Source organism: Streptomyces toxytricini, from assembly GCF_014649915.1.
GTDB lineage: Bacteria > Actinomycetota > Actinomycetes > Streptomycetales > Streptomycetaceae > Streptomyces > Streptomyces toxytricini.
Genome location: NZ_BMTY01000004.1, coordinates 1 through 24,811 on the forward strand (window position 1 = coordinate 1; position 24,811 = coordinate 24,811).

Annotated in this window: 24 protein-coding genes; 16 read left to right on the forward strand and 8 right to left on the reverse strand. The window is 73.0% G+C overall.

Annotated elements, in window-relative coordinates; translation table 11 throughout:
* Positions 1 to 359: 359 nt before the first annotated feature.
* The 3 genes from IE170_RS05930 (at position 360) to IE170_RS05940 (ending at position 4,127) form a co-directional block, all read left to right on the forward strand.
* Complete coding sequence (locus IE170_RS05930) at positions 360 to 2,147, forward strand: DEAD/DEAH box helicase (RefSeq protein WP_189808241.1); 1,788 nt, start codon at positions 360 to 362, stop codon at positions 2,145 to 2,147.
* Positions 2,148 to 2,610: 463 nt separating this feature from the next.
* Positions 2,611 to 3,252, forward strand: coding sequence for an IclR family transcriptional regulator (locus IE170_RS05935; RefSeq protein ID WP_189808242.1), 642 nt, complete (start codon positions 2,611 to 2,613; stop codon positions 3,250 to 3,252).
* A gap of 77 nt (positions 3,253 to 3,329) precedes the next feature.
* Entirely contained in the window at positions 3,330 to 4,127 is a 798-nt protein-coding gene (locus IE170_RS05940) for a YlbL family protein (RefSeq protein ID WP_189808243.1), read from the forward strand.
* On the opposite strand, the gene IE170_RS05945 is transcribed toward IE170_RS05940, so the two are convergent.
* The 3 genes from IE170_RS05945 to IE170_RS05955 form a co-directional block, all read right to left on the reverse strand.
* Positions 4,057 to 5,385 carry an MFS transporter gene (locus IE170_RS05945; protein WP_189808244.1) on the reverse strand — a complete coding sequence of 443 codons (1,329 nt, stop codon included), beginning with the start codon at positions 5,383 to 5,385 and terminating at the stop codon, positions 4,057 to 4,059. The genes IE170_RS05940 and IE170_RS05945 overlap by 71 nt on opposite strands.
* Positions 5,386 to 5,417: 32 nt before the next feature.
* Positions 5,418 to 6,008, reverse strand: coding sequence for an ArsR/SmtB family transcription factor (locus IE170_RS05950; protein WP_189808245.1), 591 nt, complete (start codon positions 6,006 to 6,008; stop codon positions 5,418 to 5,420).
* 78 nt (positions 6,009 to 6,086) lie between these two features.
* On the reverse strand, positions 6,087 to 6,557 hold the full coding sequence (locus IE170_RS05955) for an Lrp/AsnC family transcriptional regulator (RefSeq protein WP_189808246.1): 471 nt from the start codon (positions 6,555 to 6,557) through the stop codon (positions 6,087 to 6,089).
* Positions 6,558 to 6,699: 142 nt separating this feature from the next.
* Between IE170_RS05955 and hppD the strand changes: the two genes are divergently transcribed.
* Positions 6,700 to 7,854, forward strand: coding sequence for a 4-hydroxyphenylpyruvate dioxygenase (gene hppD / locus IE170_RS05960; RefSeq protein ID WP_125546917.1), 1,155 nt, complete (start codon positions 6,700 to 6,702; stop codon positions 7,852 to 7,854).
* A 79-nt stretch (positions 7,855 to 7,933) separates the two neighbouring features.
* Here the strand turns inward: hppD and IE170_RS05965 are convergent, their stop codons facing one another.
* Complete coding sequence (locus tag IE170_RS05965; RefSeq protein ID WP_223857125.1) at positions 7,934 to 9,490, reverse strand: tetratricopeptide repeat protein; 1,557 nt, start codon at positions 9,488 to 9,490, stop codon at positions 7,934 to 7,936.
* Positions 9,491 to 9,586: 96 nt separating this feature from the next.
* Between IE170_RS05965 and IE170_RS05970 the strand changes: the two genes are divergently transcribed.
* Positions 9,587 to 10,981 (forward strand): FAD-binding oxidoreductase, encoded by a 1,395-nt coding sequence (locus IE170_RS05970; RefSeq protein ID WP_189808247.1) that lies wholly within the window; start codon positions 9,587 to 9,589, stop codon positions 10,979 to 10,981.
* Between the two features lie 83 nt (positions 10,982 to 11,064).
* Here the strand turns inward: IE170_RS05970 and IE170_RS05975 are convergent, their stop codons facing one another.
* The gene (locus IE170_RS05975; RefSeq protein ID WP_189808248.1) at positions 11,065 to 11,544 is read right to left on the reverse strand and encodes an SsgA family sporulation/cell division regulator; all 480 of its coding nucleotides are present in this window, start codon (positions 11,542 to 11,544) and stop codon (positions 11,065 to 11,067) included.
* A gap of 258 nt (positions 11,545 to 11,802) precedes the next feature.
* Here IE170_RS05975 and IE170_RS33140 point away from each other — a divergent pair, with 258 nt between their 5' ends.
* A complete protein-coding gene (locus tag IE170_RS33140) occupies positions 11,803 to 13,293 on the forward strand; it encodes an RDD family protein (protein WP_189808249.1) in 1,491 nt (496 codons plus the stop codon).
* Positions 13,294 to 13,389: 96 nt separating this feature from the next.
* Entirely contained in the window at positions 13,390 to 14,154 is a 765-nt protein-coding gene (locus IE170_RS05985; RefSeq protein WP_189808250.1) for an RDD family protein, read from the forward strand.
* On the opposite strand, the gene IE170_RS05990 is transcribed toward IE170_RS05985, so the two are convergent.
* The gene (locus IE170_RS05990; RefSeq protein ID WP_189808251.1) at positions 14,141 to 14,410 is read right to left on the reverse strand and encodes a hypothetical protein; all 270 of its coding nucleotides are present in this window, start codon (positions 14,408 to 14,410) and stop codon (positions 14,141 to 14,143) included. The two genes, IE170_RS05985 and IE170_RS05990, sit on opposite strands and share 14 nt — an antisense overlap.
* A gap of 437 nt (positions 14,411 to 14,847) precedes the next feature.
* Here IE170_RS05990 and IE170_RS05995 point away from each other — a divergent pair, with 437 nt between their 5' ends.
* Together IE170_RS05995 and IE170_RS06000 are read left to right on the forward strand one after the other, a co-directional pair.
* The gene (locus tag IE170_RS05995; protein ID WP_125543960.1) at positions 14,848 to 17,199 is read left to right on the forward strand and encodes an immune inhibitor A domain-containing protein; all 2,352 of its coding nucleotides are present in this window, start codon (positions 14,848 to 14,850) and stop codon (positions 17,197 to 17,199) included.
* Positions 17,200 to 17,325: 126 nt separating this feature from the next.
* Positions 17,326 to 17,634: a hypothetical protein gene (locus IE170_RS06000; protein ID WP_189808252.1), complete on the forward strand. Its 309-nt coding sequence runs from the start codon at positions 17,326 to 17,328 to the stop codon at positions 17,632 to 17,634.
* Between the two features lie 21 nt (positions 17,635 to 17,655).
* Here IE170_RS06000 and IE170_RS06005 read toward each other — a convergent pair whose 3' ends face one another.
* On the reverse strand, positions 17,656 to 18,258 hold the full coding sequence (locus IE170_RS06005) for an isochorismatase family protein (RefSeq protein ID WP_189808253.1): 603 nt from the start codon (positions 18,256 to 18,258) through the stop codon (positions 17,656 to 17,658).
* Between the two features lie 322 nt (positions 18,259 to 18,580).
* On the reverse strand, positions 18,581 to 19,909 hold the full coding sequence (locus IE170_RS06010; protein WP_189808254.1) for a nicotinate phosphoribosyltransferase: 1,329 nt from the start codon (positions 19,907 to 19,909) through the stop codon (positions 18,581 to 18,583).
* 81 nt (positions 19,910 to 19,990) lie between these two features.
* On the opposite strand from IE170_RS06010, the gene clpS reads away from it, so the two are divergent.
* The 7 genes from clpS to IE170_RS06040 all read left to right on the forward strand — a co-directional run bounded on the left by clpS (position 19,991) and on the right by IE170_RS06040 (position 24,700).
* Entirely contained in the window at positions 19,991 to 20,305 is a 315-nt protein-coding gene (gene clpS, locus IE170_RS06015) for an ATP-dependent Clp protease adapter ClpS (RefSeq protein ID WP_125543954.1), read from the forward strand.
* Positions 20,305 to 20,922: a DUF2017 domain-containing protein gene (locus tag IE170_RS06020; RefSeq protein WP_189808255.1), complete on the forward strand. Its 618-nt coding sequence runs from the start codon at positions 20,305 to 20,307 to the stop codon at positions 20,920 to 20,922. The genes clpS and IE170_RS06020 overlap by 1 nt, the downstream gene beginning before the upstream one ends.
* A gap of 288 nt (positions 20,923 to 21,210) precedes the next feature.
* A complete protein-coding gene (locus IE170_RS06025; protein WP_189808256.1) occupies positions 21,211 to 22,674 on the forward strand; it encodes an amino acid permease in 1,464 nt (487 codons plus the stop codon).
* Between the two features lie 110 nt (positions 22,675 to 22,784).
* Positions 22,785 to 23,207 carry a M67 family metallopeptidase gene (locus IE170_RS06030; RefSeq protein ID WP_189808257.1) on the forward strand — a complete coding sequence of 141 codons (423 nt, stop codon included), beginning with the start codon at positions 22,785 to 22,787 and terminating at the stop codon, positions 23,205 to 23,207.
* A gap of 77 nt (positions 23,208 to 23,284) precedes the next feature.
* Positions 23,285 to 23,392: a putative leader peptide gene (locus tag IE170_RS33440; protein ID WP_312845931.1), complete on the forward strand. Its 108-nt coding sequence runs from the start codon at positions 23,285 to 23,287 to the stop codon at positions 23,390 to 23,392.
* A 79-nt stretch (positions 23,393 to 23,471) separates the two neighbouring features.
* Entirely contained in the window at positions 23,472 to 23,750 is a 279-nt protein-coding gene (locus tag IE170_RS06035; protein ID WP_114057707.1) for a MoaD/ThiS family protein, read from the forward strand.
* A complete protein-coding gene (locus IE170_RS06040) occupies positions 23,750 to 24,700 on the forward strand; it encodes a PLP-dependent cysteine synthase family protein (RefSeq protein WP_189808258.1) in 951 nt (316 codons plus the stop codon). The genes IE170_RS06035 and IE170_RS06040 overlap by 1 nt, the downstream gene beginning before the upstream one ends.
* Positions 24,701 to 24,811: the final 111 nt, after the last annotated feature.

Consider the following 24,811-nt stretch of genomic DNA (forward strand, 5'->3'; position numbering starts at 1 on the left):
ACGCCCGTCCGCCCGCGCCTTCCCGTTCCCTGTACCACTCCGCCGCCCCCGACGCCGCGGCCCCGCATCTCACCCCCGCCCCCCCCGGCTCGACCTCCCGCCCGCCGCCCGCCGCCCGCCGCCCGGCTCGACCTCCCACTCCGCCGCCCGCCCCCCGGCTCGCGCCCCACTCCGCCGCCCGCCGCCCGCCCCCCGCTCCGCCGCCCGCCGCCCGCCCCGACGCACCCACCCCCCCGATGTGACGCTCGCCGCACCCCCCGAGGTCACGGCCCCGTCCCACCGGCGGGGGTCCGTCGGCCCCGGTAGGGTGGCCCGGTTGTCCTTCGAACGACCGCCGCCGAGAGCCCGAACCGGAGACCGTGACTACTACCGCCTCCCACCACCTCTCACCCGCCTTCCCCGGCCGTGCGCCGTGGGGTACCGCCAGCAAGCTGCGTGCCTGGCAGCAGGGCGCGCTGGACAAGTACATCCAGACCCAGCCGCGTGACTTCCTCGCCGTCGCCACCCCCGGCGCCGGCAAGACCACCTTCGCGCTCACCCTCGCCTCCTGGCTGCTGCACCACCACGTGGTGCAGCAGGTGACGGTGGTCGCACCGACCGAGCACCTGAAGAAGCAGTGGGCGGAGGCCGCCGCCCGCATAGGCATCCGGCTGGACCCCGAGTATTCGGCGGGCCCGCTGAGCCGCGAGTACCACGGCGTCGCCGTCACCTACGCGGGTGTCGGCGTCCGGCCGATGCTGCACCGCAACCGCTGCGAGCAGCGCAAGACCCTCGTGATCCTCGACGAGATCCACCACGCCGGCGACTCGAAGTCGTGGGGCGAGGCCTGCCTGGAGGCCTTCGACCCGGCGACGCGCCGCCTGGCCCTGACCGGGACGCCGTTCCGCTCGGACACCAACCCGATCCCGTTCGTCACGTACGAGGAGGGCAACGACGGCATCCGCCGCTCCGCCGCCGACTACACGTACGGCTACGGCAACGCGCTGGGCGACGGCGTCGTCCGGCCGGTGATCTTCCTCTCGTACAGCGGCAACATGCGCTGGCGCACCAAGGCCGGCGACGAGCTGGAGGCACGCCTCGGCGAGCCGATGACGAAGGACGCGATCAGCCAGGCCTGGCGGACCGCGCTCGACCCGCGCGGCGACTGGATGCCGAACGTGCTGCGGGCCGCGGACCGCCGCCTGTCGGAGGTCCGCAAGAGCATCCCCGACGCGGGCGGCCTCGTCATCGCCTCCGACCAGGACTCGGCCCGCGCGTACGCCAAGCTGATCCGGGAGATCACCGGAACGAAGGCGACGCTCGTGCTGTCCGACGACACCGGCGCCTCGAAGCACATCGACACCTTCAGCGGAAACGACGACCGGTGGATGGTCGCCGTCCGGATGGTGTCCGAGGGTGTCGACGTCCCCCGCCTCGCGGTGGGCGTGTACGCGACGACGATCTCGACGCCGCTGTTCTTCGCGCAGGCCGTCGGCCGCTTCGTGCGTTCGCGCAGGCGCGGCGAGACCGCCTCCGTGTTCCTTCCGACGATCCCCTACCTGCTCGGCTTCGCCAACGAGATGGAGGTCGAGCGCGACCACGTCCTCGACCGGCCGAAGAAGGCGGGCGAGGACGCCGACCCGTACGCCGAGTCCGAGAAGGAGATGGCCGAGGCCAACCGGCAGGAGGACGAGGACACCGGCGACGACGAGCAGATGTCCTTCGAGGCGCTGGAGTCCGACGCCGTCTTCGACCGGGTCCTGTACGACGGCGCCGAGTTCGGCATGCAGGCCCACCCGGGCAGCGAGGAGGAGCAGGACTACCTCGGCATCCCGGGCCTGCTGGAGCCGGAGCAGGTGCAGTTGCTGCTGCAGAAGCGGCAGTCGCGGCAGATCGCGCACAGCCGGCGCCGCCCGGACGCGGAGGCGGACCTGCTGGAGCTGCCGGCCGAGCGGCGGCCCGTCGTCTCGCACAAGGAGCTGCTGGAGCTGCGCCGGTCGCTGAACACGATGGTCGGTGCGTACGTCCACCAGAGCGGCAAGCCGCACGGGGTGATCCACACCGAGCTGCGCCGCGTGTGCGGCGGCCCGCCGAGCGCGGAGGCGACGGCCGGGCAGCTGAAGGAGCGGATCAAGAAGGTCCAGGAGTGGGCCACCCGGATGCGGTGATCCCTCCCTGGATGGGGTGATCCCGCCCTGGATGGGGCGACCCGCCCGCAATTGCGGTGATCCTTCGGCAATGAGGCCGTCCTCCCGCAGCGTGGGGCGGGCCGGTGCAGAGCTTCGTACGGGGCTGTGCCGGTCCGCCCCGCCGCCGTTTCGACAGGCGGCCGGTCGCCGCCCAACTCGTGGGATGCGACGGGGGTTCCGGGGCGCGTGGGGCGCATTCCCGTACCGGAAGCGGTCGTGAACCGACACAAAAGACCCGTTCGCGCCCGGATTCTGGACGAGGACTTCCGCTGAGCGGACCCGCTCGCTACTGTCCCCGCATCGAAACGCCCCGTGGCAGCGCCGCCGCGGGAGCGCAGCCGGTGCCATGGCCGCTACCGGCGGCCTCTCCGTGCGTCGCCGTGGGACCGGCGCCGCTCAACCGAAGAGAGTCACCGCCGCTCACCAACGAGGGAGGGGCGTCGTGACCGCGGAAACCTCACAGACTCTCGACCGGGGGCTCCGAGTCCTCAAGCTGCTCGCGGACACCGACCACGGTCTGACCGTCACCGAGCTCTCCAACCGCCTCGGTGTCAACCGCACCGTGGTCTACCGCCTGTTGGCGACGCTCGAACAGCACGCCCTGGTCCGCCGCGACCTCGGCGGCCGGGCCCGCGTCGGGCTCGGCGTGCTGCGGCTGGGCCGGCAGGTCCACCCGCTCGTACGGGAGGCCGCGCTGCCGGCGCTGCGGTCCCTCGCCGAGGACATAGGCGCCACCGCGCACCTGACGCTCGTCGACGGGACGGAGGCGCTGGCCGTCGCCGTCGTGGAGCCCACCTGGACCGACTACCACGTGGCCTACCGGGCCGGCTTCCGGCACCCGCTGGACCGGGGGGCCGCCGGCCGGGCCATCCTCGCCGCCCGCCAGGGCACCCTGATCGAGCCCGGGTACACGCTGACGCACGGCGAGCTGGAGGCGGGCGCGAGCGGCGCCGCCGCCCCGCTGGTGGGCGTCACCGGACTGGAGGGCAGCGTCGGCGTCGTCATGCTCTCGGACGCCGTGCCCGAGCGGGTGGGCCCGCGCGTCGTGGACGCGGCCCGCGAGGTCGCCGACGCCCTGCGCTGACGGCCGCGGGAAGGCGCCGGGAGCCCTCCCCGCCCGGCCGGCGCGGGCGCCACCGGCGGGCCCGATAGATTGGCCGGGTGCTCTCCGTCCTCTCGCGCCTCTCGCGTCCCGCCGCCCTGGCCATCTGCGCCGTGCCCGTGATCGGCCTCTTCGCCGTGGCGGCCCTGGCGCCGCTGCCGTTCGTGATCGCCCAGCCCGGGCTCACGGCCGACGTGCTCGGCGACCGCGACGGCAAGCCCGTGATCACCGTCAGCGGCGCCCCGACCCGGCCGACCAAGGGCGAGCTGCGCATGACCACGATCCAGGCGACGGGGCCGTCGGCCGTGGTCCGCCTGCCGCAGCTCCTGGACGACTGGTTCGACGGCAGCCGGTCGGTGCTGCCGAAGGAGGCCGTCTACCCCTCCGGCGGAAGCGACGAGGAGATCGAGGCGCACAACCTGAAGCAGATGACCGCCTCGCAGGCGGACGCGACCTCGGCCGCCCTCGGCTACCTGCGCCGCGACCCGAAGGACGTCAAGGTCGAGCTCAACCTCGCGGACGTCGGCGGCCCGTCCGCGGGCCTGCTCTTCTCCCTCGGCATCGTCGACAAGCTCGACGGCGACGGCAGCGGCGGCGAGCTGACGGGCGGCCGGACCGTCGCCGGGACGGGCACGATCAGCGCGGACGGCCGGGTCGGCCCGGTCGGCGGGGTGGCCCTCAAGACACAGGCCGCCCGGCGGGACGGCGCGAGCGTGTTCCTCGTACCGGAGGCGGAGTGCGCGGACGCGAAGGCCGAGGCGCCCGAGGGGCTGCGGCTCGTTCCCGTCAGCTCCCTGAAGGGCGCGGTGGAGGCGCTGCGCTCGCTGAACCGGGGCGAGGAGCCCGCGTCCTGCTGACGGTGCCGGCGGGCCCGCCCTCCCCGTCCGGTGGCGGCGGGGTGCGCTCCATCGACCGCCAGGACGGGAAGACGAGCGGGGAGAGCGTGGCCAGCAGGTAGACCCCGCCGAACGCGAGCAGGGCGGTCGGCGCGCCGTACGCGTCGGCCAGCAGGCCCGCGGCCAGGCCGCCCATCGGCATCGCCAGTTCGCAGCCGGCGGTGCCGACGCCGGCGACCCGGCTGCGCAGCTCCTCGGGGACCTTCTCGTACATCACGGTCGTCAGCACCGGGTTGAGCATGCCGGCGCCGAGTCCGGCGAGCGCCATCGTCACGGCGAGCGGCAGCGCGGTGTCGGTGAGGGCGGCAACGGCGTAGCGGGGCGCGCCGGAGAGCAGGAACCCGGCGGCGAAGACGGTGCGGCGGGGGAACCGCTCGCCCCAGGCCCCGTAGAGCAGGGCGCCGAGGAGCGCGGAGCCGCCGAAGAGTGACATGAGCAGGCCGACGGCGGTGGCGCCGCCGAGGTCGTCGCGGCCGTCGACGGGCAGCAGGACCGAGGCCCAGCCCTGGTCGAGGCCGTTGGTCGCCATGACCATCACGGTGATGCCGAGCAGCAGCCGGGACCGGGTCAGGAAGGCCCAGCCCTCGGCGAGTTCGGCCCGGTAGCGGGCGAACGACGCCTTGCCGGTGCCGGGTTGGGGGTCCGCCGCGGGGACACCGCGGACGAGCGCGGCGACGAGCAGGGCGGAGACGGCGTAGGTGGCGGCGTCCACCAGCAGGACGGCCTCCGCGCCGAGCACCGCGATGAGGACGCCGGCCGCGGCGGCCCCCACCATGCGGGCGCCGCGCGAGGCGGCGTCGTAGAGGCTCGCGGCGCGGATGACGGTGGTCCCGGCGTGCTCGGCGAGGTTGGGCAGGAGGACGCCGCGGGCGGTCAGCCCCGGGGTGTGCACGAGGCCGGTGACGGCCATCAGTGCGCACAGCATCCAGAACTCCAGCAGGTGCGCGCGGTGCAGCAGCGGGATCGCGGCGACGGCGAGCGCGCAGACGAGGTCGGAGGCGGCGGAGACGCGGCGGCGGCCGATCCGGTCGATGACGGGACCGCCGACGAGGGCGGCGACGACGACGGGCAGGGTGGCGCAGAAGGCGACGACACCCGCCCGGCCGGCGCTGCCGGTGGTCTGCAGCACGAACCACGGGACGCCGATCAGGGTCAGCGAACTCCCGGCGGTGGATACGGTGTTGGCGGCCAGCACGGCCGCGAGGGGACGCCTGCTCACGCCGCTGTTCACGCCGCTGCCGATGCGGCCGCTCACTCGGCGGCCGAGCGGCGCGGGAGGGCGTGCGTGTGGATGCGCACGGTCTCGCTGTCCTCGGACTGCGGCACGTCGCGGTAGGACTCGACCAGCTCGTGCATCCGGGCCACGAGCTCCGCCGCCTGGTCGGGGGTGAGCCGGAGGGTGAAGTCGCTGAGGTCGGAGCTGCGGCGCCACTGGGGGGACAGGCCGTGGGCGCTGCCAAGGAAGGTGCCGACCTCCTGCGTGTGGATCGTCGCGATCTCGTGCAGGAAGAGGTCGGCGGCGCCGCGGGTGGCGGGGTCCTCGTCGTACAGGAGCTGTTCGTTGAAGGCCGTGCCGTCGTGCACCGCCCGCCACCAGCGCTCGCGCCCCTTGCCGTGGCCGGGGGCGTCCTCGACGAACCCGTGGGCGGCGAGCTGGCGCAGGTGGTAGCTGGTGGCGCCGCTGGACTCGCCGAGCCGCTCGGCGAGGCGGGAGGCGGTCGCGGGCCCGTCGTGGCGCAGGGCGGCCAGCAGGCGCATGCGCAGGGGGTGGGCGAGGCCGCGCAGGGAGCGGGCGTCGAGCATGTGGGTCTGGGGTTCCGGGGCCTTCGGCTTCTCTGACATGCCTTCAGGCTAGGAGTGCAAAGAAAGCCTTGCAAGGCTTTCTTTGCAACGCTTTCTTTGGAATCCCGGGTTCCTGCCTCAGCCCTCCTGCGCCGCCTGCTCCACCAGCGGAATCACCCGGAGCGGCACCGGGTTCTCCATCACGATCGCCGTCGACGCCCGCACGATCCCCTCGAAGCCCACGACCTTGTCGATCACCCGCTGGAGGTCGGCGTTCGAGCGGGCCACCAGCCGGCACAGCATGTCGCCGTGCCCGGTCGTCGTGTGCAGCTCCAGCACCTCCGGCACCCCGCCCAGGTGCGCCCGTACGTCGGCCCCCTGCCCCTGCTTGATCTCCAGCGTGGCGAACGCCGTCACCGGGTAGCCCAGCGCCGCCGGGTCGACCTGCGGGCCGAAGCCGCGGATCACCCCGTTCGACTGCAGCCGGTCCAGCCGCGCCTGCACCGTGCCCCGCGCCACGCCCAGCCGGCGCGAGGCCTCCAGCACGCCTATCCGCGGCTCGCGGGCCAGCAGCACGATGAGGCGGCCGTCGAGTCCGTCGATGCCCATGACGCACCCCTGTCTGCTCGGTACTGCGCGGGAGTGGTCATCCTGCACAGATGTTTCAACCATGCTGCGCCACGGCTGGGCAATGTGTACAGCACATCAGGAAACTATTGCGCAGCTTGTGGATCGGCGGGACTCTGCGCTCATGACTGAGTCTTTGGTGAACCTGGAAACCACCCCGCACACCGCGCGAGAGGCGGACCCCTTCCCGGTGAAGGGCATGGACGCGGTCGTCTTCGCCGTCGGCAACGCCAAGCAGGCCGCGCACTACTACTCCACCGCGTTCGGCATGAAGCTCGTGGCCTACTCCGGACCGGAGAACGGCGTCCGCGAGACGGCGAGCTACGTCCTCACCAACGGTTCCGCCCGCTTCGTGCTGACCTCGGTCATCAAGGCGAGCACCGACCACGGCCGCTTCATCGCCGAGCACGTCGCCGAGCACGGCGACGGCGTCATCGACCTGGCGATCGAGGTCCCCGACGTCCGCGCCGCCTACGCCTACGCCGTCGAGCAGGGCGCCCGCGGCCTGGACGAGCCGTACGAGGTGTCCGACGAGCACGGCACGGTCGTCCTCGCCGCCATCGCCACCTACGGCCAGACCCGCCACACCCTGGTCGAGCGCAAGGCCTACACCGGCCCCTACCTGCCCGGCTACGTCGCCGTCGACCCGATGGTCGAGCCGCCGGCCAAGCGCACCTTCCAGGCGATCGACCACTGCGTCGGCAACGTCGAGCTCGGCCGCATGAACGAGTGGGTCGGCTTCTACAACAAGGTCATGGGCTTCACGAACATGAAGGAGTTCGTGGGCGACGACATCGCGACCGAGTACTCGGCCCTGATGTCGAAGGTCGTCGCGGACGGCACCCTCAAGGTGAAGTTCCCGATCAACGAGCCGGCGATCGCGAAGAAGAAGTCGCAGATCGACGAGTACCTGGAGTTCTACAACGGCCCGGGCGTCCAGCACATCGCCCTCGCCTCGAACGACATCGTGGCCACGGTCCGCTCGATGCGCGCCGCCGGCGTGCAGTTCCTCGACACCCCGGACTCGTACTACGACACCCTCGGCGAGTGGGTCGGCGACACCCGCGTCCCGATCGAGACCCTGCGCGAGCTGAAGATCCTCGCCGACCGCGACGAGGACGGCTACCTGCTGCAGATCTTCACCAAGCCGGTCCAGGACCGCCCGACCGTCTTCTTCGAGATCATCGAGCGGCACGGCTCCATGGGCTTCGGCAAGGGCAACTTCAAGGCCCTCTTCGAGGCGATCGAGCGCGAGCAGGCCAAGCGCGGCAACCTCTGACCGCACGCGGCACCCCGCACACCGACGCGCTCCCGCCCGGGCCGGGCCCCGGCGGGAGCGCGTCGCCGCGCACGGCCGGCTAGGGCTTCGCGGCGGCCGACGCCGACGGGGACGCCGATGCCGACGGCTTCGGCTTCGGCTTCGCCTCCGGCTTCGCCGCCCCGGGCTTCGGCGTCGGCTTCCGCACCGGCTCCGGCAGCTCCGGCGCCACCCACGGCGTCGGCGGCCGCAGGTTCTCCGGACCGCCCGGAGGCGGCTCCCCGACCGCCGCCAGCGCCTGCTTCGCGAGCGGCGCCCGCACCGGTGAGAACACCGGGTTCGTCCGCAGCGCCTCCTCCAGGTGCCGCCGCGCCGAGGCGCCGTCTCCCAGGGCCTGCTCGACGATCCCGCGGTGGTAGGCGAAGTCCGCGCTGCGCAGACCCGGCTCCGTCGCCTTCTTCGCGTACTCCAGCGCCCCCTCGTCGTCGCCCGCCCGGTGCAGCGCCCACCCCAGCGCATCCGCCACCTGCATGCTCTTGTGCCGCGACCACTCCGCCGTCAGCCGCCGCACCGCGTCCGCCGGATCCCCGTGGTCCGCCTCGAACAGCCCCAGCACCACCTGGTCCTCCGCCGCCCGGCCCGACCCGCGGGACGCCGCCGCCTGCAGCACCGCGTACGCCTCCTTCGCCTCGTCGTCCCGCCCCAGCGACTCCAGCAGCTCGCCCAGCTCCAGCGCCAGTCGCGGTGCCGAGCCCCGCCCCAGCGCCATCCGGTAGTCCCGCACCGCCTCCCCGCTGCGGCCCAGCCCCGCCAGCGCCCTGGCCCGGCCGCCCAGCGCGTCCGCCCGCCCCGGATCCGCCCGCAGCGCCGCCTCGAACTGGCGCAGCGCAGCCGCCGCCTCGCCCCGCTCCCACGCCAGCTCCCCGAGCCGGTACATCACGTACGCCTTCTCCGCCGGGGTCCTCGCCGCCCCCGCCGCGTGCTCCATCGACAGCGCCGCGTCCTCGCGCCAGCCCCGGTCCCGGTAGACCTGCGAGGCCCGCATGAACGCCGCCAGACCCGGCCGCAGCTCCACCAGCCGCTCCATCGCCTTCTCCGCGGCCTTGTAGTCGCCCAGTCCCGTGTACGCGTCCACCAGCACCGGGTACGCCGTCCACCGCTGCGGGGCCTGCGCCCGCACCAGCTCGCCCCACCGCTTCCCCGTCCCGAAGTCCCCCCGGGCGTTGGCGAGCGCGCCCATGCCCGTCATCGCGTCGTGGTTGCCCTTCTCCGCGGGCCGCAGCTCCAGCGACCGCTTCAGCGCCTTCTCCGCCTTCGGGAACCACGCCGGGTCCGCGCTGCGCCGCGCCTGCTCCAGGTACGCCGCCCCGAGCACCGACCACGCCCCGTCGTCCCGCGGATGCGACCCGAGCCACCGCTCCCGGTCGGCGATCAGAGCCGACAGGTCGACCGCCGCCGCGGGCGCGCCCCTGCCGACCGCCGACGCGGCCCGCTGCGTCGGCCCCGGCGGCCGCGGGTCGTCGCCCTGGCCGGCCGGCCGGACCAGCAGCGCCCCGGCGATGAGGACCACCGCGACCGCAGCCGCCACGAGCGTCTTGCGGCCGGTGAAGGCCGCGTAGGGCGCGACCTGCCGCGCTTCGTTGTCGATACGGTCCATGCGCTCACTGTGCGTCAATATGAAGAGCATGCCGGGGTGCCCGGAGCCGCGCGCGGCCGTGTTCACACCGATGGCCCCGGATGCCACGCTGGGCGCATGGATCCCAAGGACCCCGACGAGCGCACCGCCCGGCTGCACGCGGCGCTCCTCGCAGGACTCCCCGCCGAGGCCCTCGTCACCGACCCCGACGTGACCTCCTCCTACGCCACCGACATGGCCGCCTTCTGCCCGGCCGGCACCCCGGCCGCCCTGGTCCTGCCCCGCACCGCGGAGCAGGTGCAGCACGTCATGCGCACCGCCACCGCCCTACGCGTCCCCGTCGTCCCCCAGGGTGCCCGCACCGGGCTCTCCGGCGGGGCCAACGCCACCGACGGCTGCATCCTGCTCTCCCTCGTGAAGATGGACCGCATCCTGGAGATCAACACCGTCGACCGCACCGCCGTCGTCGAACCCGGCGTCGTCAACGCCGTGCTCTCCCGGGCCGTCGCCGAAAAGGGACTCGCCTACCCGCCCGACCCCTCCAGCTGGGAGCAGTGCACCATCGGGGGCAACATCGGCACCGGCTCCGGCGGCCTGTGCTGCGTCAAGTACGGGACCACCGCCGAGTACGTCCTCGGCCTCGACGTCGTCCTCGCCGACGGCCGGCTGCTGCGGACCGGCCGCACCACCGCCAAGGGCGTCGCCGGATACGACCTCACCCGCCTCTTCGTCGGCTCCGAGGGCAGCCTCGGCATCGTCGTCCGGGCCGTCCTCGCCCTGCGTCCCGCACCGCCCCGGCAGCTCGTCCTCGCCGCCGAGTTCCCCTCCGCGGCGGCCGCCTGCGCCGCGGTCTGCGCCGTCATGGAGGCCGGGCTGACCCCGTCCCTGCTGGAGCTGATGGACGGCACCACCGTGCGCGCCGTCAACGCCCTCACCCGGATGGGGCTCCCCGAGACCACCGAGGCGCTCCTCCTTGCCGCCTTCGACACCCCGCACGCCCCCGAGGAGCTCGCCGAGACCGGCCGGCTCTGCACCGCCGCCGGCGCGACCGCCGTCGTACCCGCCGAGGACGAGGCGGAGTCCGGGCTGCTGCTCCAGGCGCGCCGGACGGCCCTGCCCGCCCTCGACGCCCTCCGCCCCGCGACGATGATCGACGACGTGTGCGTCCCCCGCTCGCGGCTCGCCGACATGCTGGACGGGACCGCCGCCATCGCCCGCGCCCACGGCCTGGTCGTCGGGGTCTGCGCCCACGCAGGCGACGGCAACACCCACCCCGTGGTCTGCTTCGACCCCGCGGACGAGGACGAGGCACGCCGCGCCAGGGCGTCCTTCGACGAGATCATGGCGCTCGGGCTGTCCCTGGGCGGCACGATCACGGGGGAGCACGGGGTGGGCGTCCTGAAGAAGGAATGGCTCGCGCGGGAACTCGGGCCGGTCGGCGTCGAAGTGCAGCAGGCGGTCAAGCAGGCCTTCGATCCGCTCGGCCTGCTCAACCCCGGAAAGCTCTTCTGACGGCGCCTCCGGGCGGAGTCCCGCGCCCCCGGTGCGTATGAGGTACAGGTGGCGGGCGGGGCGCCGGCCGGTTCGGATGCGGCTCACAGGTCGGCGTCCCCCGCCTCGTCGGACGGCCACGGGTCGCACATCCACAGCTCGTCGGCCGGGGTGGGGGCGAGCAGTTCGGCGAGGGCGGCGTCCAGGCCGAGCCGCTCGGCCTCCGTGCCCGGCGGGACCACCCGCAGGGTCCGCTCCAGCCACGACGACACGGCGCCCGACGGGGCCTCCAGGAGGGCGTCCCCGTCGGGGGAGCTGAGCGCCATGCACAGGACCGCCCGGTCCGCCGCCTTCACGGGCCAGATCCGGACGTCCCCGTGCCCGCTGGGGCGGAAGACGCCCTCGACGAGCAGCTCACGGGCGAACGTCCAGTTCACCGGCGCGCTGGAGCCGGTGTGGAAGGTGATGTGGACGGCGTACGGGTCGTCGGTGAGGTAGCGCAGCCGGGCCGGCACCGGGATGCTGCGCTCGGGTGACAGGACCAGTTTCAGTTCCAGCTCGCGCTCGATGACGGGGTGGTGCACGGAGGCCTCGCTTCGGTCGGATCCGGGGGCCGGCGTGTGGCCCCGCACCCGCAGAGAGCGCCTTGGCAGCCGTATGTGACGCGACTTCGGGCACCCGATCCCGGAATGGCCGAAGTCTTTCGCCTGGCCGAAAACCGACGGGCGGGGCGGTGTTCGCCCGAAGGCTTGGATTCTCCCGTTACCGGACCGGCCGGGAGGAGGTTCTTGGCTATGGTCCTCCCCTTGCACAAGCCTCAAGCCACGATCGGAGTTGGGGACATGACGGCCTCCCCTGGTGACGGCGAGCACGCGGCCCGCGAGGGCTACTACCCCGATCCGTCCATCCCCGGCTACGTCCGGTACTGGAACGGCCGCTCGTGGGTGCCCGGCACGGCCCGCCCCGCCGGTCCGGGAGACCCGGTGGGCCCGCGGCGGCCCCGACCCGAACCGGAGCCGGAGCCGGAACCGGCGCGCGACGCCGCGGGGGAGCGGGAGACGGATCCGGGCGGCTCAGGGGACTCCGGGGCCCCGGCCTGGCAGGCCGACCCCCAGCACCAGGCGGGCTTCGGCGGCCCGCACGACCACCGGGTCTCCTGGGGCAGCCCGGCGGCCGGCCCGGAGCCCGAGGCGGGCCACGCCCCCGCCGGCCCGGCCGGGGCCTCCCTCGGCCGCGGCCCGCACCCGGAACCGCCGGACGACAGAGGCCCGGCCGGGTCGGCGGAGCGCGGGCCGGGCGTCTCCTTCGCCCGTAAGCCGGCCGCCGCCGCGGCGGGCGCCGAGCGCAGGCCCGCCCCGGCCCCCGCTCCCGCCCCGGCCGCACGCGCCCCCGAGGGCATCGGGATCCTGTCGGTGCGCTCACCCGCCGCGGCCGCCGCCCCCGCCTGGCCCAGCGTCCCCGGCGGCACCGCCGGGTCCGGGCTCACCTCCTCCTGGCCCGAGGCGACCGTCCGCTCCGCCCCGGACCCCGACGCCGACCCCGCGCCCGACGCCGCCCCGGTCCCGCCCGCCCCGCGCCGGGAGGGCCCGCCGGCCGCCGAAACCCCCCGCCGCGAGCCGGGAGCCGCCCTCCCGGAGGCCGCGCCGGTCGCCCCGCCGCGCGCCCGCCGCCCCCTCGACGACGCGCCCCGCCCGGCCGCCGCGCCCGCGCCCTCCACCACCCGTAGGCCCGCTGCGGAGCACCGGACCCGCCGGGAGGACCGGCCCGCCGCGGACGACTCCCCGTCCGCCGCCCCGTCCCCCTCCGCCGCCGCCGCGGGCGTCCGGCCCACCGGGCGGGCCGTGTTCGAGGAGATGGCGGAGCGGGCCGTCCGCCCCGCCGGGCTCGTCCGCCGCGCCGCCGCCCGCACCCTGGACACCCTCGTGCTCGCGGCCGTCGCCGGGGCCGCCGCCCGACCGCTCCTCCCGGCGGTGACGGCCCACCTCCAGGCCAAGGTGGACGCCGCGCGCGGCGCCGGACAGGCCACCACCGTGTGGCTGTTCGACGCCACCATCGCCGGGTACCTGGGCGTCGTCCTGGCCGTCCTCGCCGTGTTCGGGCTCTGCTACGAGGTGCTGCCCACGGCCCGCTGGGGCCGCACCCCGGGCAAGAAGCTGTGCGGCGTACGGGTGCTGTCCTCGGCGACGTTCCGCCCGCCCGGCTTCGGCGCGGCGCTCTCCCGCTGGCTCGTCGGCGCCTTCCTCGGGCCCGTGGGCTGGCTCTGGTGCCTCGGCGACCGCCCCCGCCGCCGCGGCGCCCACGACCGGGCCGCGGGCACGTACGCCGCCCGCTGACGCCCCGTCGGGCACTCCCGGGTCCCGCTCCCGGGCCCTCCCCCCAACGGACGCCCCCGCGTTGCGGCCCCCGCGCGCCCGGGTTCGACTCGGGGCATGAGCTCCGACCAGCCGCCGCAGGGCCAGCCGCCCGAGGACGACCCCTTCCTCAAGAGGCCCCACGACCCGACGCCGCCGCCGGGCGGCTCGCCGTACGACACCCCGCCCACCGGCGGCACGCCCCCCGGCGGGCCCCCGCCCGGCGGCGCGGGCGGCACCCCTCCCGGGGGCCCGCCTCCTGGCGGCCCCGGCGGTCCGGGCGGATACCCGCCCCCGCCGCCCCCGTACGGCAGCGACCCCTACGGCTCCGGCGGCGGCTACGGCATGCCCGACCCGCTGGCCGGGATGCCGCCGCTCGCCGACTTCGGCAGGCGTCTCGCCGCCCGCATCATCGACCTGGTCATCGTGATGATCCCGCTGTTCCTGATCCAGCTGGCTTTCGGCACGAACCGGTACGTGGTCGAGACGGACCGCGGCGAGGACGTCACCGAGGTCATCACCAAGTCCTACAGCGGCACCGGCCTCGCCATGACGCTCATCTCGATCATCGCCTACATCGGCTACGACTGGTTCTTCACCAGGAAGGACGGCAAGACCCCCGGCAAGAAGGCGATGGGCCTGCGGGTGGCGATGCTCAACGACGGGAGCGTCCCGCAGTCCGGTCCCGCGCTCGGGCGGGCCGCGGTGCTCTGGCTGCCCACGCTCGTCTGCTGCTTCTGCCTGTGGCCGCTCGCCATCATCGTGTCGATCCTGGTGGACAAGCCGTACCGCCAGGGCCTCCACGACAAGGTGGCGAAGACGGTGGTCGTCACCGCGCCCTAGTGCTGTGAAGCGGTTGTTCGGCGGCGGCCGCCCGGGGTTCGGACACCCGGGCGGCCGCCGCCTCGCGCGTACGCCCCCTGCGGCGCGGGTCGGCGGCGGTGACCGCGACGAGCACGCCGAGGCCGAGGGCGGCGGTGGCGACGAACCCGACGCCGGCCACGGAGCGCGCCTGCGTCAGGAGCAGCAGGACGAGCGTCGAGACGACGACGGCGGCGGACCCGTACACGAGCTGGGCGGCGGTCGGGCGCGGCGGCATGGGTATCCGTCCTCGGGGCGGGAGGGGGAGGCGGCTGGGCTGGGTCGCGCGCAGGCGACTCTACGCCGAGGGATGCCCGTACGGAACGGGCCGTAAGCGTGACCTGACCCACGGTCGCCGGTGCGCGGGGGGCGCACGGGCTCACGCCCCCGTCTCACCTGCCGGTCAGGACGCGCCCTTCGTCCCGTAAGGCCGGAGAACGTCCGGATAGCGGAACTCGCCCACCGCATAGTGCAGTTGTAAGGAAGAAGTCAAGGTCTGTCTTTTCTTTAGACTCTCCGGTCAAATGTCGTCACTTGAGACGCGCGCCGCGCGGAACCCCCCGCTCCTTCGGAGACGTTCCGACCTGTGTCGCGGCCGCGGGAGGGGAACGACATCAAGTGACCAGCAACTCCAGCCGTCGGCGTGCCCTGCGCGCGGCGGCCATCGGCGTGACCATGGCCGCCACCGCGGCCACCGGCGCCGCCTTCACCACCGTCCAGGCCCACGAGGCCCCGTCGGCCGCGCCCGCCGTGGACCGCCAGGACCCGACCGCTCCCGCCAAGGAGAAGGTCAAGCACGACCTCGAAGGCCCGTACAGCAAGCAGCAGACGCAGGCGCGTGAGGCTGCCCTTGACCAGGTGCTGGCGGGCAAGAAGGGCGTGGAGCAGCGGGGCGCCTCCAAGGTCGTCAAGCTCGACGACAAGAAGTACGTCGAGCTCGGCCGTGAGAAGACCGACAAGATCTTCACGATCCTCGTCGAGTTCGGCGACCAGGTCGACAACGAGACCACCTTCGACCCGGACGGCCCGGACGGCCCGAAGCCGCCCGTCGCCAAGTACGGCGGCACGCCCGGCCCGCTGCACAACACGATCGCCCAGCCGAACCGCGCCGACAACAACAGCACCGCCTGGCGCAAGGACTTCAGCCGCGAGTACTTCCAGGAGCTGTACTTCGGTACGGGCCAGGGCAAGCACTCCCTGAAGACCTACTACGAGCGGGCCTCCTCGGGCCGCTACTCGGTCGAGGGCGAGGTCTCCGACTGGGTCAAGGTCCCGTACAACGAGGCCCGCTACGGCTCGAACTACTGCGGCCAGAGCAACTGCTCCAACGTGTGGGACACCGTCCGCGACGGCGTCACCGCCTGGACCGAGGCGCAGAAGAAGGCCGGCAAGACCGACGAGCAGATCAAGGCGCAGCTGTCCCAGTACGACCAGTGGGACCGCTACGACTTCGACGGCGACGGCAACTTCAACGAGTCCGACGGCTACATCGACCACTTCCAGATCGTCCACGCGGGCGAGGACGAGTCGGCCGGCGGCGGCAAGGAAGGCGCCAACGCCCTGTGGGCGCACCGCTGGTACGCCTACGGCACCAACGCGGGCAAGACCGGCCCGGAGAACAACAAGGCCGGCGGCACCCAGATCGGCAACACCGGCATCTGGGTCGGCGACTACACGATGCAGCCGGAGAACGGCGGCCTCGGCGTCTTCGCCCACGAGTACGGCCACGACCTCGGCCTGCCGGACCTGTACGACACCTCCGGCGGCGGCGAGAACGGCGTCGGCTTCTGGTCCCTGATGTCCGCCGGCTCCTGGCTCGGCGAGGGCAAGGACTCCATAGGCGACATGCCGGGCGACATGACCGCCTGGGACAAGCTCCAGCTGGGCTGGCTGAACTACGACACGGCCAAGGCCGCGACGAAGTCCACCCACAAGCTCGGTGTGTCGGCGTACAACACCAAGGACAAGCAGGCGCTGGTCGTCGAGCTGCCGAAGAAGCAGGTCAAGACCGACATCACCGCCCCCGCCGAGGGTTCCTCGCAGTGGTGGAGCGGCATGGGTGACGACCTCAAGAACACCCTGACCCGCTCGGTCGACCTGACCGGCAAGAAGTCCGCCGCCCTGTCCCTCAAGGGCTGGTGGGACATCGAGAAGGACTACGACTACCTCTACACCGAGGTGTCCACCGACGGCGGCGCCACCTGGACCGCCCTCGCGGGTACCGCGGGCGGCAAGGCCCTCCCGGTCGACGCCGCGGGCGCCCCGGCCCTGACCGACGTCTCCGGCGGCTGGCAGGACCTGAACTTCCCGCTCGACGCCTACGCGGGCAAGAAGTTCGACCTCCGCTTCCGCTACCAGACGGACGGCGGCGCGGGCGGCAAGGGCTTCACCGCCGACGCCGTCACCCTGACCGCCGACGGCTCCGCGCTGTTCACCGACGGCGCCGAGAACGGCGACAACGGCTGGACCGGCAAGGGCTTCTCCCGGATCGGCGCGGGCTTCACCAAGGACTACGCGCAGTACTACATCGCGGAGAACCGCCGCTACGTCTCGTACGACTCCACCCTCAAGGTGGGCCCGTACAACTTCGGCTGGGCGAGCACCCGCCCGAACTGGGTCGAGCACTACCCGTACCAGGACGGCCTGCTGATCTGGCTCTGGGACACCTCCCAGAAGGACAACAACACCAGCCAGCACCCCGGCCAGGGCCTGATCCTGCCGATCGACGCCAACGCCAAGCCGATGAAGTGGTCGGACGGCACGCTGCTGCGCAACAAGATCCAGCCGTACGACGCGACCTTCAGCGCGTACTCCACGGACGCGTTCACGCTGCACAAGAACGGCGAGTCGCTCTTCCTGAAGCCGAAGCCCGCGAACATGGTCTTCGACGACCACAAGGGCAAGTACTACTACGACGAGAACCCGACCGGCTCGGTGAAGGTGTCCGACACCAACACCAAGATCAAGATCAAGAAGGAGACCTACGACGGCCTCCAGATGACGGTCGAGGTCGGCCCCGCCAAGTAGTGATCCGGTAAAACAGCAGGTCACGCCATGATCGGCCGTCGCCCACTAGCGGGCGGCGGCCGATCGCGGTTTGATGCGGAAACGACCACCGCTCTTGACGCCCAGCTGACGGGGGAGACGCAGCGCATGCCCGCAGGAGGTTTCACCAGGCTCCCGAACGGGAGCGTCGTCGTGGCGCTGACCCTGCCGCGACCCGCCGGGGACGGGGAGGCCGGACCCGTCCGGGTCCTGGTCCACGCCGCGAACCGCGCCCGCGCCCTGACCAGGCTGCGCAACCTCGGCCTGCGCGCCGTCTACCTGCGCGGCAACACGGAGCCGCCGACCCCGGACGAGGTCACCGCGGTCCTGCACCACCCGGACGGACTCCTGTGGCGGGCCCTCCCGGACCGCGGCGATCTGTGGCGCCCGATACGCGCCCTGCTGCGCGGCGCCTGACGGACGCCGGGCGGGGGGCCCTCAGGCGCCCCGCACGACGGGCGTCCCGCTGAGCTCCACCCCGGCCCCCGCGAGCTCCTCCAGGGCCCGCTCCGTGGTGTGCGGGGCCACGCCCGCCGTCAGGTCGAGCAGGACGCGGGTGCGCAGCCCGGCGCGGGCGGCGTCCAGGGCGGTGGCGCGGACGCAGTGGTCGGTGGCGATGCCGACGACGTCGACCTCGCCGACCTCGCGCTCGCGCAGCCAGTCGGCGAGCGGGGTGCCGTTCTCGTCGGCGCCCTCGAAGCCGCTGTAGGCGGCCTCGTAGGCGCCTTTGCTGAACACGGCGGCGACGGCTCCGGAGGCGACCGCAGGCGCGAAGTTCGGGTGGAACCCGACCCCCTCGGTCCCGGCGACGCAGTGCACCGGCCAGGAGTTCTCGTAGTCCGGCTCGGCGGGCGGCGCGGCGAAGTGCGCGCCCGGGTCGACGTGGTGGTCCCGGGTGGCGACGACGTGCCGGTAGCCGGCGGTGGACTGCCCGATCAGCTCGGTGATGGCGGCGGCCACCTCGGCCCCGCCGGCGACCGCGAGGCTGCCGCCTTCGCAGAAGTCGTTCTGTACGTCGACGACGATCAGTGCGCGGTGCATGTCGCATGCCCTTCGGCTTGGTGTGGTGTGCTGCGGCGAGCCCCTGCACGGGGGCTCTTCCCCCATGCCGCGGCACAAATGCAGTACCGCCGCGTTTGCATTCCAGCCCCGCCGAGGCTGCAAATCCAGTCCCGCCGGCGTTTGGATTCCAGTCCCGCCGGCGCTGCAGATCCAGCCCCGCCGGCGTTTGAGGCGCGGGGGGTCCGGGGGCGGAGCCCCCCGGTTTCGGGAAGGGGCGGGGCGGGGGAAAGCCCCGCGCAGCGGCCCCCACCCGGCCCGGAGGCCGAGGCCCCGGCCGGGCGGCCGAGACCCCGGCCCGGGGTCAGACGTACTCGGTCGGGATGACCGCCTCGCCCCGCGAAAGCTGCGTCGCGGACAACGGCAGACCGCCCCGAGCCCGCACGTGCCGCTCCCGCACCGCATCGAGCGGCTCCCGCGCGACGACCTCCCCGCCCTTCACGAGCGGTACGAGCAGCTGCTGCCCGGCCAGCCCGGCCGGTACGGCCCCGGTCCCGACGACCTCCGCCTCGGCGACCCCGTCGGCGTCGAGCCGCCGCGCGGCCCACTTCCGCCCCCCGATGGAGGTCTTCCCGCTCGCGGACTTCTTGGCGACGGGCACGAGCGGCGCCTTCGGGTCGGCGGACTCGGCGCGCGCGACGAGCTTGTAGACCATGGAGCAGGTGGGGTGCCCGCTGCCGGTGACGAGCTGCGTCCCGACCCCGTACGCGTCGACGGGCGCCGCGGCGAGGGAGGCGATGGCGTACTCGTCGAGGTCGGAGGTGACGACGATCCGGGTCTGCTCCGCGCCGAGCTCGTCGAGCTGCTGCCGCACCCGGTGGGCGACGAGGAGGAGGTCGCCGGAGTCGATGCGGACGGCGCCGAGCCCGGTGCCGGCGATCTCGACGGCGGTGCGGACGGCTTCGGCGACGTCGTACGTGTCCACCAGGAGGGTGGTTCCGCTGCCGAGGGAGGCGACCTGCGCGGTGAAGGCGTCGCGCTCGGTGTCGTGGAGCAGGGTGAAGGCGTGCGCGGAGGTGCCGACGGTGGGGATGCCGTAGCGGAATCCGGCGGCGAGGTCGGAGGTGGAGGTGAAGCCGCCGACGTAGGCGGCGCGCGAGGCGGCGACGGCGGCCAGTTCGTGGGTGCGCCGGGCGCCCATCTCGATGAGGGGGCGGCCGCCGGCGGCGGAGGCCATCCGGGAGGCGGCGGCGGCGATCGCCGAGTCGTGGTTGAGGATCGACAGGATGACGGTCTCCAGCAGCACGCACTCGGCGAAGCTGCCCTCGACGCGCATGATCGGCGAGCCGGGGAAGTAGACCTCGCCCTCGGGGTAGCCCCAGATGTCGCCGGAGAAGCGGTAGGAGGAGAGCCAGTCGAGGGTGCGCATGTCGACGACGGCGCGTTCGCGCAGGAATTCGAGGACGGCGCCGTCGAAGCGGAAGTTCTCGACCGCGTCGAGGACGCGGCCGGTGCCGGCGACGACGCCGTAGCGGCGCCCTTCGGGCAGGCGCCGGGTGAAGACCTCGAAGACCGAGCGGCGGTCGGCGGTGCCGTTCGCCAGGGCGGCCTGCAGCATCGTGAGCTCGTAATGGTCCGTGAAGAGCGCTGTCGACGGCACGTCCACCGGCAGGCCCAGGTCCGCAGGGTTCATGGCAGGGATGCTAGCGCACATCTCGTCAGAGTGACGAAATGTGGGGGCCTGTTTGTGCGACCGGCCCGTCACAGTGGCAGCATGGGACGGGTGAGTGTTGCTCCCATTGAGATCGAACGCACCGAGTCCGCCGAAGAGGCATCCGCGGTCCCTGAACCCGACGTCCCATGGGTGACCCTGGTGCACAACGACCCCGTCAACCTCATGAGCTACGTGACGTACGTGTTCCAGGCGTACTTCGGCTACTCGAAGGACAAGGCGCACAAGCTGATGCTCGACGTCCACCACAAGGGGCGGGCCGTGGTCTCCAGCGGCACCCGCGAGGAAATGGAGCGCGACGTGCAGGCCATGCACGGCTACGGCCTGTGGGCGACCCTTTCCCAGGACCGGATCTGATGGGGCGGACCGCGGGCATGTTCGAGCCCCTCAAGGGCGGCGGAGCCGCCATCGCGCTGGACGAGATCGAGGTCTCCATCCTGCGCTCCCTGGCCGTCCAGCTGCTGGAGCTGATCGGGCCGGGCGCCCCCGAGCCGGCCGCGGACGCCGATCCGCTCGCCGTGCTGTTCGCCGAGGCGGGCCAGGGGCCCACGGAGCGGCCCGCCGACCCGGCGCTGGCCCGCCTCTTCCCCGACGCGTACGGCGGCCCGGGCACCCCGGAGGGCGCCGACCGGGCACGGTTGGACGACTGGTCGGCGGAGTTCCGCCGGTACACCGAGAACGACCTGCGCTCCCGCAAGCGGGAGGACGCACTGGCCGTCGTCCGCAGCCTGGACGGGCTCACGGCGGACGGCGGCGGGGAGGCGTCCCGGCTGGAGCTGACCGGGGAGCTGCCGCTGCGCTGGCTCGGCGCGCTCAACGACCTGCGGCTGACGATCGCGGCCCGCCTGGAGATCACGGAGGACGACGAGGGCGCGGCCCTGTTCCGGCTGCCCGACGACGATCCGCGCAAGCCGATGGTGATGGCGTACCTGTGGCTCGGCGGGCTCCAGGAGACCCTCGTCGAAACCCTCTGATGATGCTCAAATCCGGATAACGATCAGATCAACTCCATCCGATGATCTGACGGCCTTATCTCCACTTGTCCCGATTTTGGCGTGCGCTGCGCCACATGTGCGACCTTTGATCATTCGTGCGCCCGTGATAGATCTTGCCGATCGCCGACGGGGCGCCACCCATGTTCCCGCGGCCCGCTTGAACCGGCTGACCGCCGGCGTGCAACTCCATCCGTATCCGGGGGGATCGAGGACCCGATCCGCAGCCGTTCCAGGCGCGGGTCGGCGTGGAGAAAGGCGCACCACACCATGACCTCTGTGCAGGTCGAGCAGCACCACAAGGCGTCCGGGGAGGGCGCCGCGGCCGAGGGTGGCGAGGGGTACCACCGCACGCTCGGCGCCCGCCAGATCCAGATGATCGCGATCGGCGGGGCCATCGGCACCGGGCTCTTCCTCGGCGCCGGCAAGGCCATCTCGAAGGCGGGGCCGAGCCTCATCCTGGCCTACGCCCTCGCGGGCCTGGTCATCTTCTTCATCATGCGCGCCCTCGGCGAGCTCCTGATGTACCGGCCCGTCGCGGGCTCCTTCTCGGACTACGCCCGGGAGTTCATCGGCCCGTTCGCCGGATTCGTCACCGGCTGGACCTACTGGCTCTTCTGGGTCGTCACCGGCATCACCGAAGTCACCGCCGCAGCCCAGTACATGGCCTACTGGACGGGTGACAGCTTCCCGCAGTGGGCGTACGCGCTCATCTTCACCGTCATCCTCTACGGCGCCAACCTGATCTCCGTAAAGCTCTTCGGCGAGCTGGAGTTCTGGTTCTCCATGGTCAAGGTCACCGCCATCATCGGCATGATCCTGATCTGCGCCGGCATCCTCACCATCGGCTTCTCGGACGCCGCGGAGACCGCCTCCGTCGCCAACCTGTGGAACGACGGCGGCTTCTTCCCCAAGGGCATCGGCGGCACGCTGATGACCCTCCAGATCGTGATGTTCGCCTTCCTCGCCGTCGAACTCGTCGGCGTCACCGCCGGCGAGTCCAAGGACCCGGCGAAGACCCTGCCCAAGGCCATCAACACCGTGCCGTGGCGCATCGCCGTCTTCTACGTCGGCGCGCTCATCATGATCCTGTCGGTCGTGCCGTGGACGCACTTCCAGCCCGGCATCTCCCCGTTCGTCGCCGCCTTCGAGCGCATGGGCCTCGGCGTCGGCGCTGCCATCGTGAACTTCGTGGTGCTCACCGCCGCCCTGTCCTCCTGCAACTCGGGCATGTACTCCACCGGCCGCATGCTGCGCGACCTCGCCCTCAACGGGCAGGGGCCGAAGCTGTTCACCCGCCTCACCAAGAACGGCACCCCGCTGGTCGGCACCACCTTCTCCGCCTCGCTGATGCTGGTGGGCGTCTGGATCAACTACGTCGCCCCCGGCAAGGCCTTCGACTACGTCGTCTCCTTCGCCACCATCTCCGGCATGTGGGCCTGGATCATGATCCTGGTCTGCCAGATCCGCTACCGCGCCCGCGCCGACCGCGGCGAACTCCCCGGCTCCGCCTTCCGCGCCCCCGGCGCCCCCTGGACGAGCTGGTTCGCCCTGCTCTTCATCGGCATGGTCATCGTCATGATGGGCGCCGACAAGGACGCCCGGATCTCCCTGTACTGCGCCCCGCTGTGGGGCCTCGCGCTCGGCCTCGCCCACCTCGTCATCAAGTGGCGCGGCGGGAGCCGGGGCGGCGCCTCCCACCCGGCCAAGGCCTCCGCCGGCGCCGGCTCCTGACCCGCGCGGGCCGCCCCGGGGCGCCTGCCCCGCGTACGCCCTGTCCGGCATGCGGGCCCTCCCGTACCACACCTCGGTACGGGAGGGCCCGTCTGCTTATCCTGTCGGTCATGCTGACCCTCACCCAGGCCCTGTACGACCGGATCGTCGAGCACGCCCGCAAGGACCACCCCGACGAGGCGTGCGGAGTCGTCGCCGGCCCCGCGGGCACCGGCCGGCCCGAGCGGTTCATCCCCATGCTGAACGCGGCCCGCTCGCCCACGTTCTACGAGTTCGACTCCAAGGACCTGCTGCGGCTCTACCGCGAGCTCGACGACCGGGACGAAGAGCCCGTGATCATCTACCACTCGCACACCGCGACCGAGGCCTACCCCTCGCGCACCGACGTCACCTACGCCAACGAGCCCGCAGCCCACTACGTCCTGGTCTCCACCGCCGACACCGACGGCCTCGGCGAGTTCCAGTTCCGCTCCTACCGCATCGTCGACGGCGTGATCACGGAGGAGGAAGTGCAGGTCGTCGAGGCCTACTGACCGACATGTGAGCGGATTCCGTCCACGATGCGGAATCACACTCCATTCGGGCGACCGGGAATCGTTAACATGACCGCATGGTTTTCCCCGACGTGAGCACCGAGAAGCCCGGCAGGCCCCTGCTCGTGGCACGGCTGCACGTCGACCTGTGCCGACTCGCCAGCAGTATCTGTCCTGCCGCCTGAGCACCGCAGCCCCTTCGCGCCGGGGCCATCGAGCCGCGCGCCCCTTCTCTTCCCCGCACCCATCCGACTGGAGCCTGCCATGGCCATCGAGGTCCGCATCCCGACCATCCTCCGCACCTACACCGACGGCGAGAAGGCCGTCACCGGCGAGGGCGGCACCCTGTCCGAGCTCTTCGCGGACCTGGAGACGCGCCACAAGGGGATCGAGGAGCGCATCGTCGACGGCGGCAAGCTGCGCCGCTTCGTGAACGTCTACCTCAACGACGAGGACGTCCGCTTCCTCGACGGCATCGCCACCCCCCTCAAGGACGGCGACAGCGTGACGATCCTCCCGGCGGTCGCCGGCGGCGCCGCCTGATGCGCTACGACTCCCCGCTGGCCGCGGTCGGCAACACCCCGCTCGTCCGGCTGCCCAGGCTGTCGCCCTCCGAGGACGTCCGCATCTGGGCCAAGCTGGAGGACCGGAACCCGACCGGCTCGATCAAGGACCGCCCCGCGCTCCACATGGTCGAGCAGGCCGAGAAGGACGGCAGGCTCCACCCCGGCTGCACCATCCTGGAGCCCACCTCCGGCAACACCGGCATCTCCCTGGCGATGGCGGCGAAGCTCAAGGGCTACCGGATCGTGTGCGTCATGCCGGAGAACACCAGCCAGGAGCGCCGGGACCTTCTCGCCATGTGGGGAGCCGAGATCGTCTCCTCGCCCGCGGCGGGCGGCTCCAACACCGCGGTCCGCGTCGCGAAGGAGCTGGCGGCCGAGCACCCGGACTGGGTGATGCTCTACCAGTACGGCAACCCGGACAACGCGGGCGCCCACTACGCCGGCACCGGGCCCGAGATCCTGCGGGACCTCCCCTCGATCACCCACTTCGTGGCGGGCCTGGGCACCACCGGCACCCTGATGGGCGCCGGCCGCTACCTGCGCGAGCACGTCCCCGGCGTGAAGATCGTCGCCGCCGAGCCGCGGTACGACGACCTCGTCTACGGCCTCCGCAACCTCGACGAGGGCTTCGTCCCCGAGCTGTACGACGCCTCGGTGCTCACCACCCGCTACTCGGTGGGCTCCGCGGACGCGGTGGCCCGCACCCGCGAACTCCTGCAGCAGGAAGGCATCTTCGCGGGCGTCTCCACCGGCGCCGCCCTCCACGCGGCGATCGGCGTCGGCCGCAAGGCGCTCGCCGCCGGCGAAACCGCCGACATCGTCTTCGTCGTGGCCGACGGCGGCTGGAAGTACCTGTCGACCGGCGTCTACACGGCGGCGACGACGGAGGAAGCCGTCGAGGTCCTCCAGGGCCAGCTCTGGGCCTGACGGCCTTGGGGCCGGCGGGCGGCACCCCGCCCCCGGCCCCGCGGCATCCGCCCGTGGCCCCGCGGCATCCGCCCGTGGCCCCGCGGCATCCGCCCGTGGCCCCGCGGCATC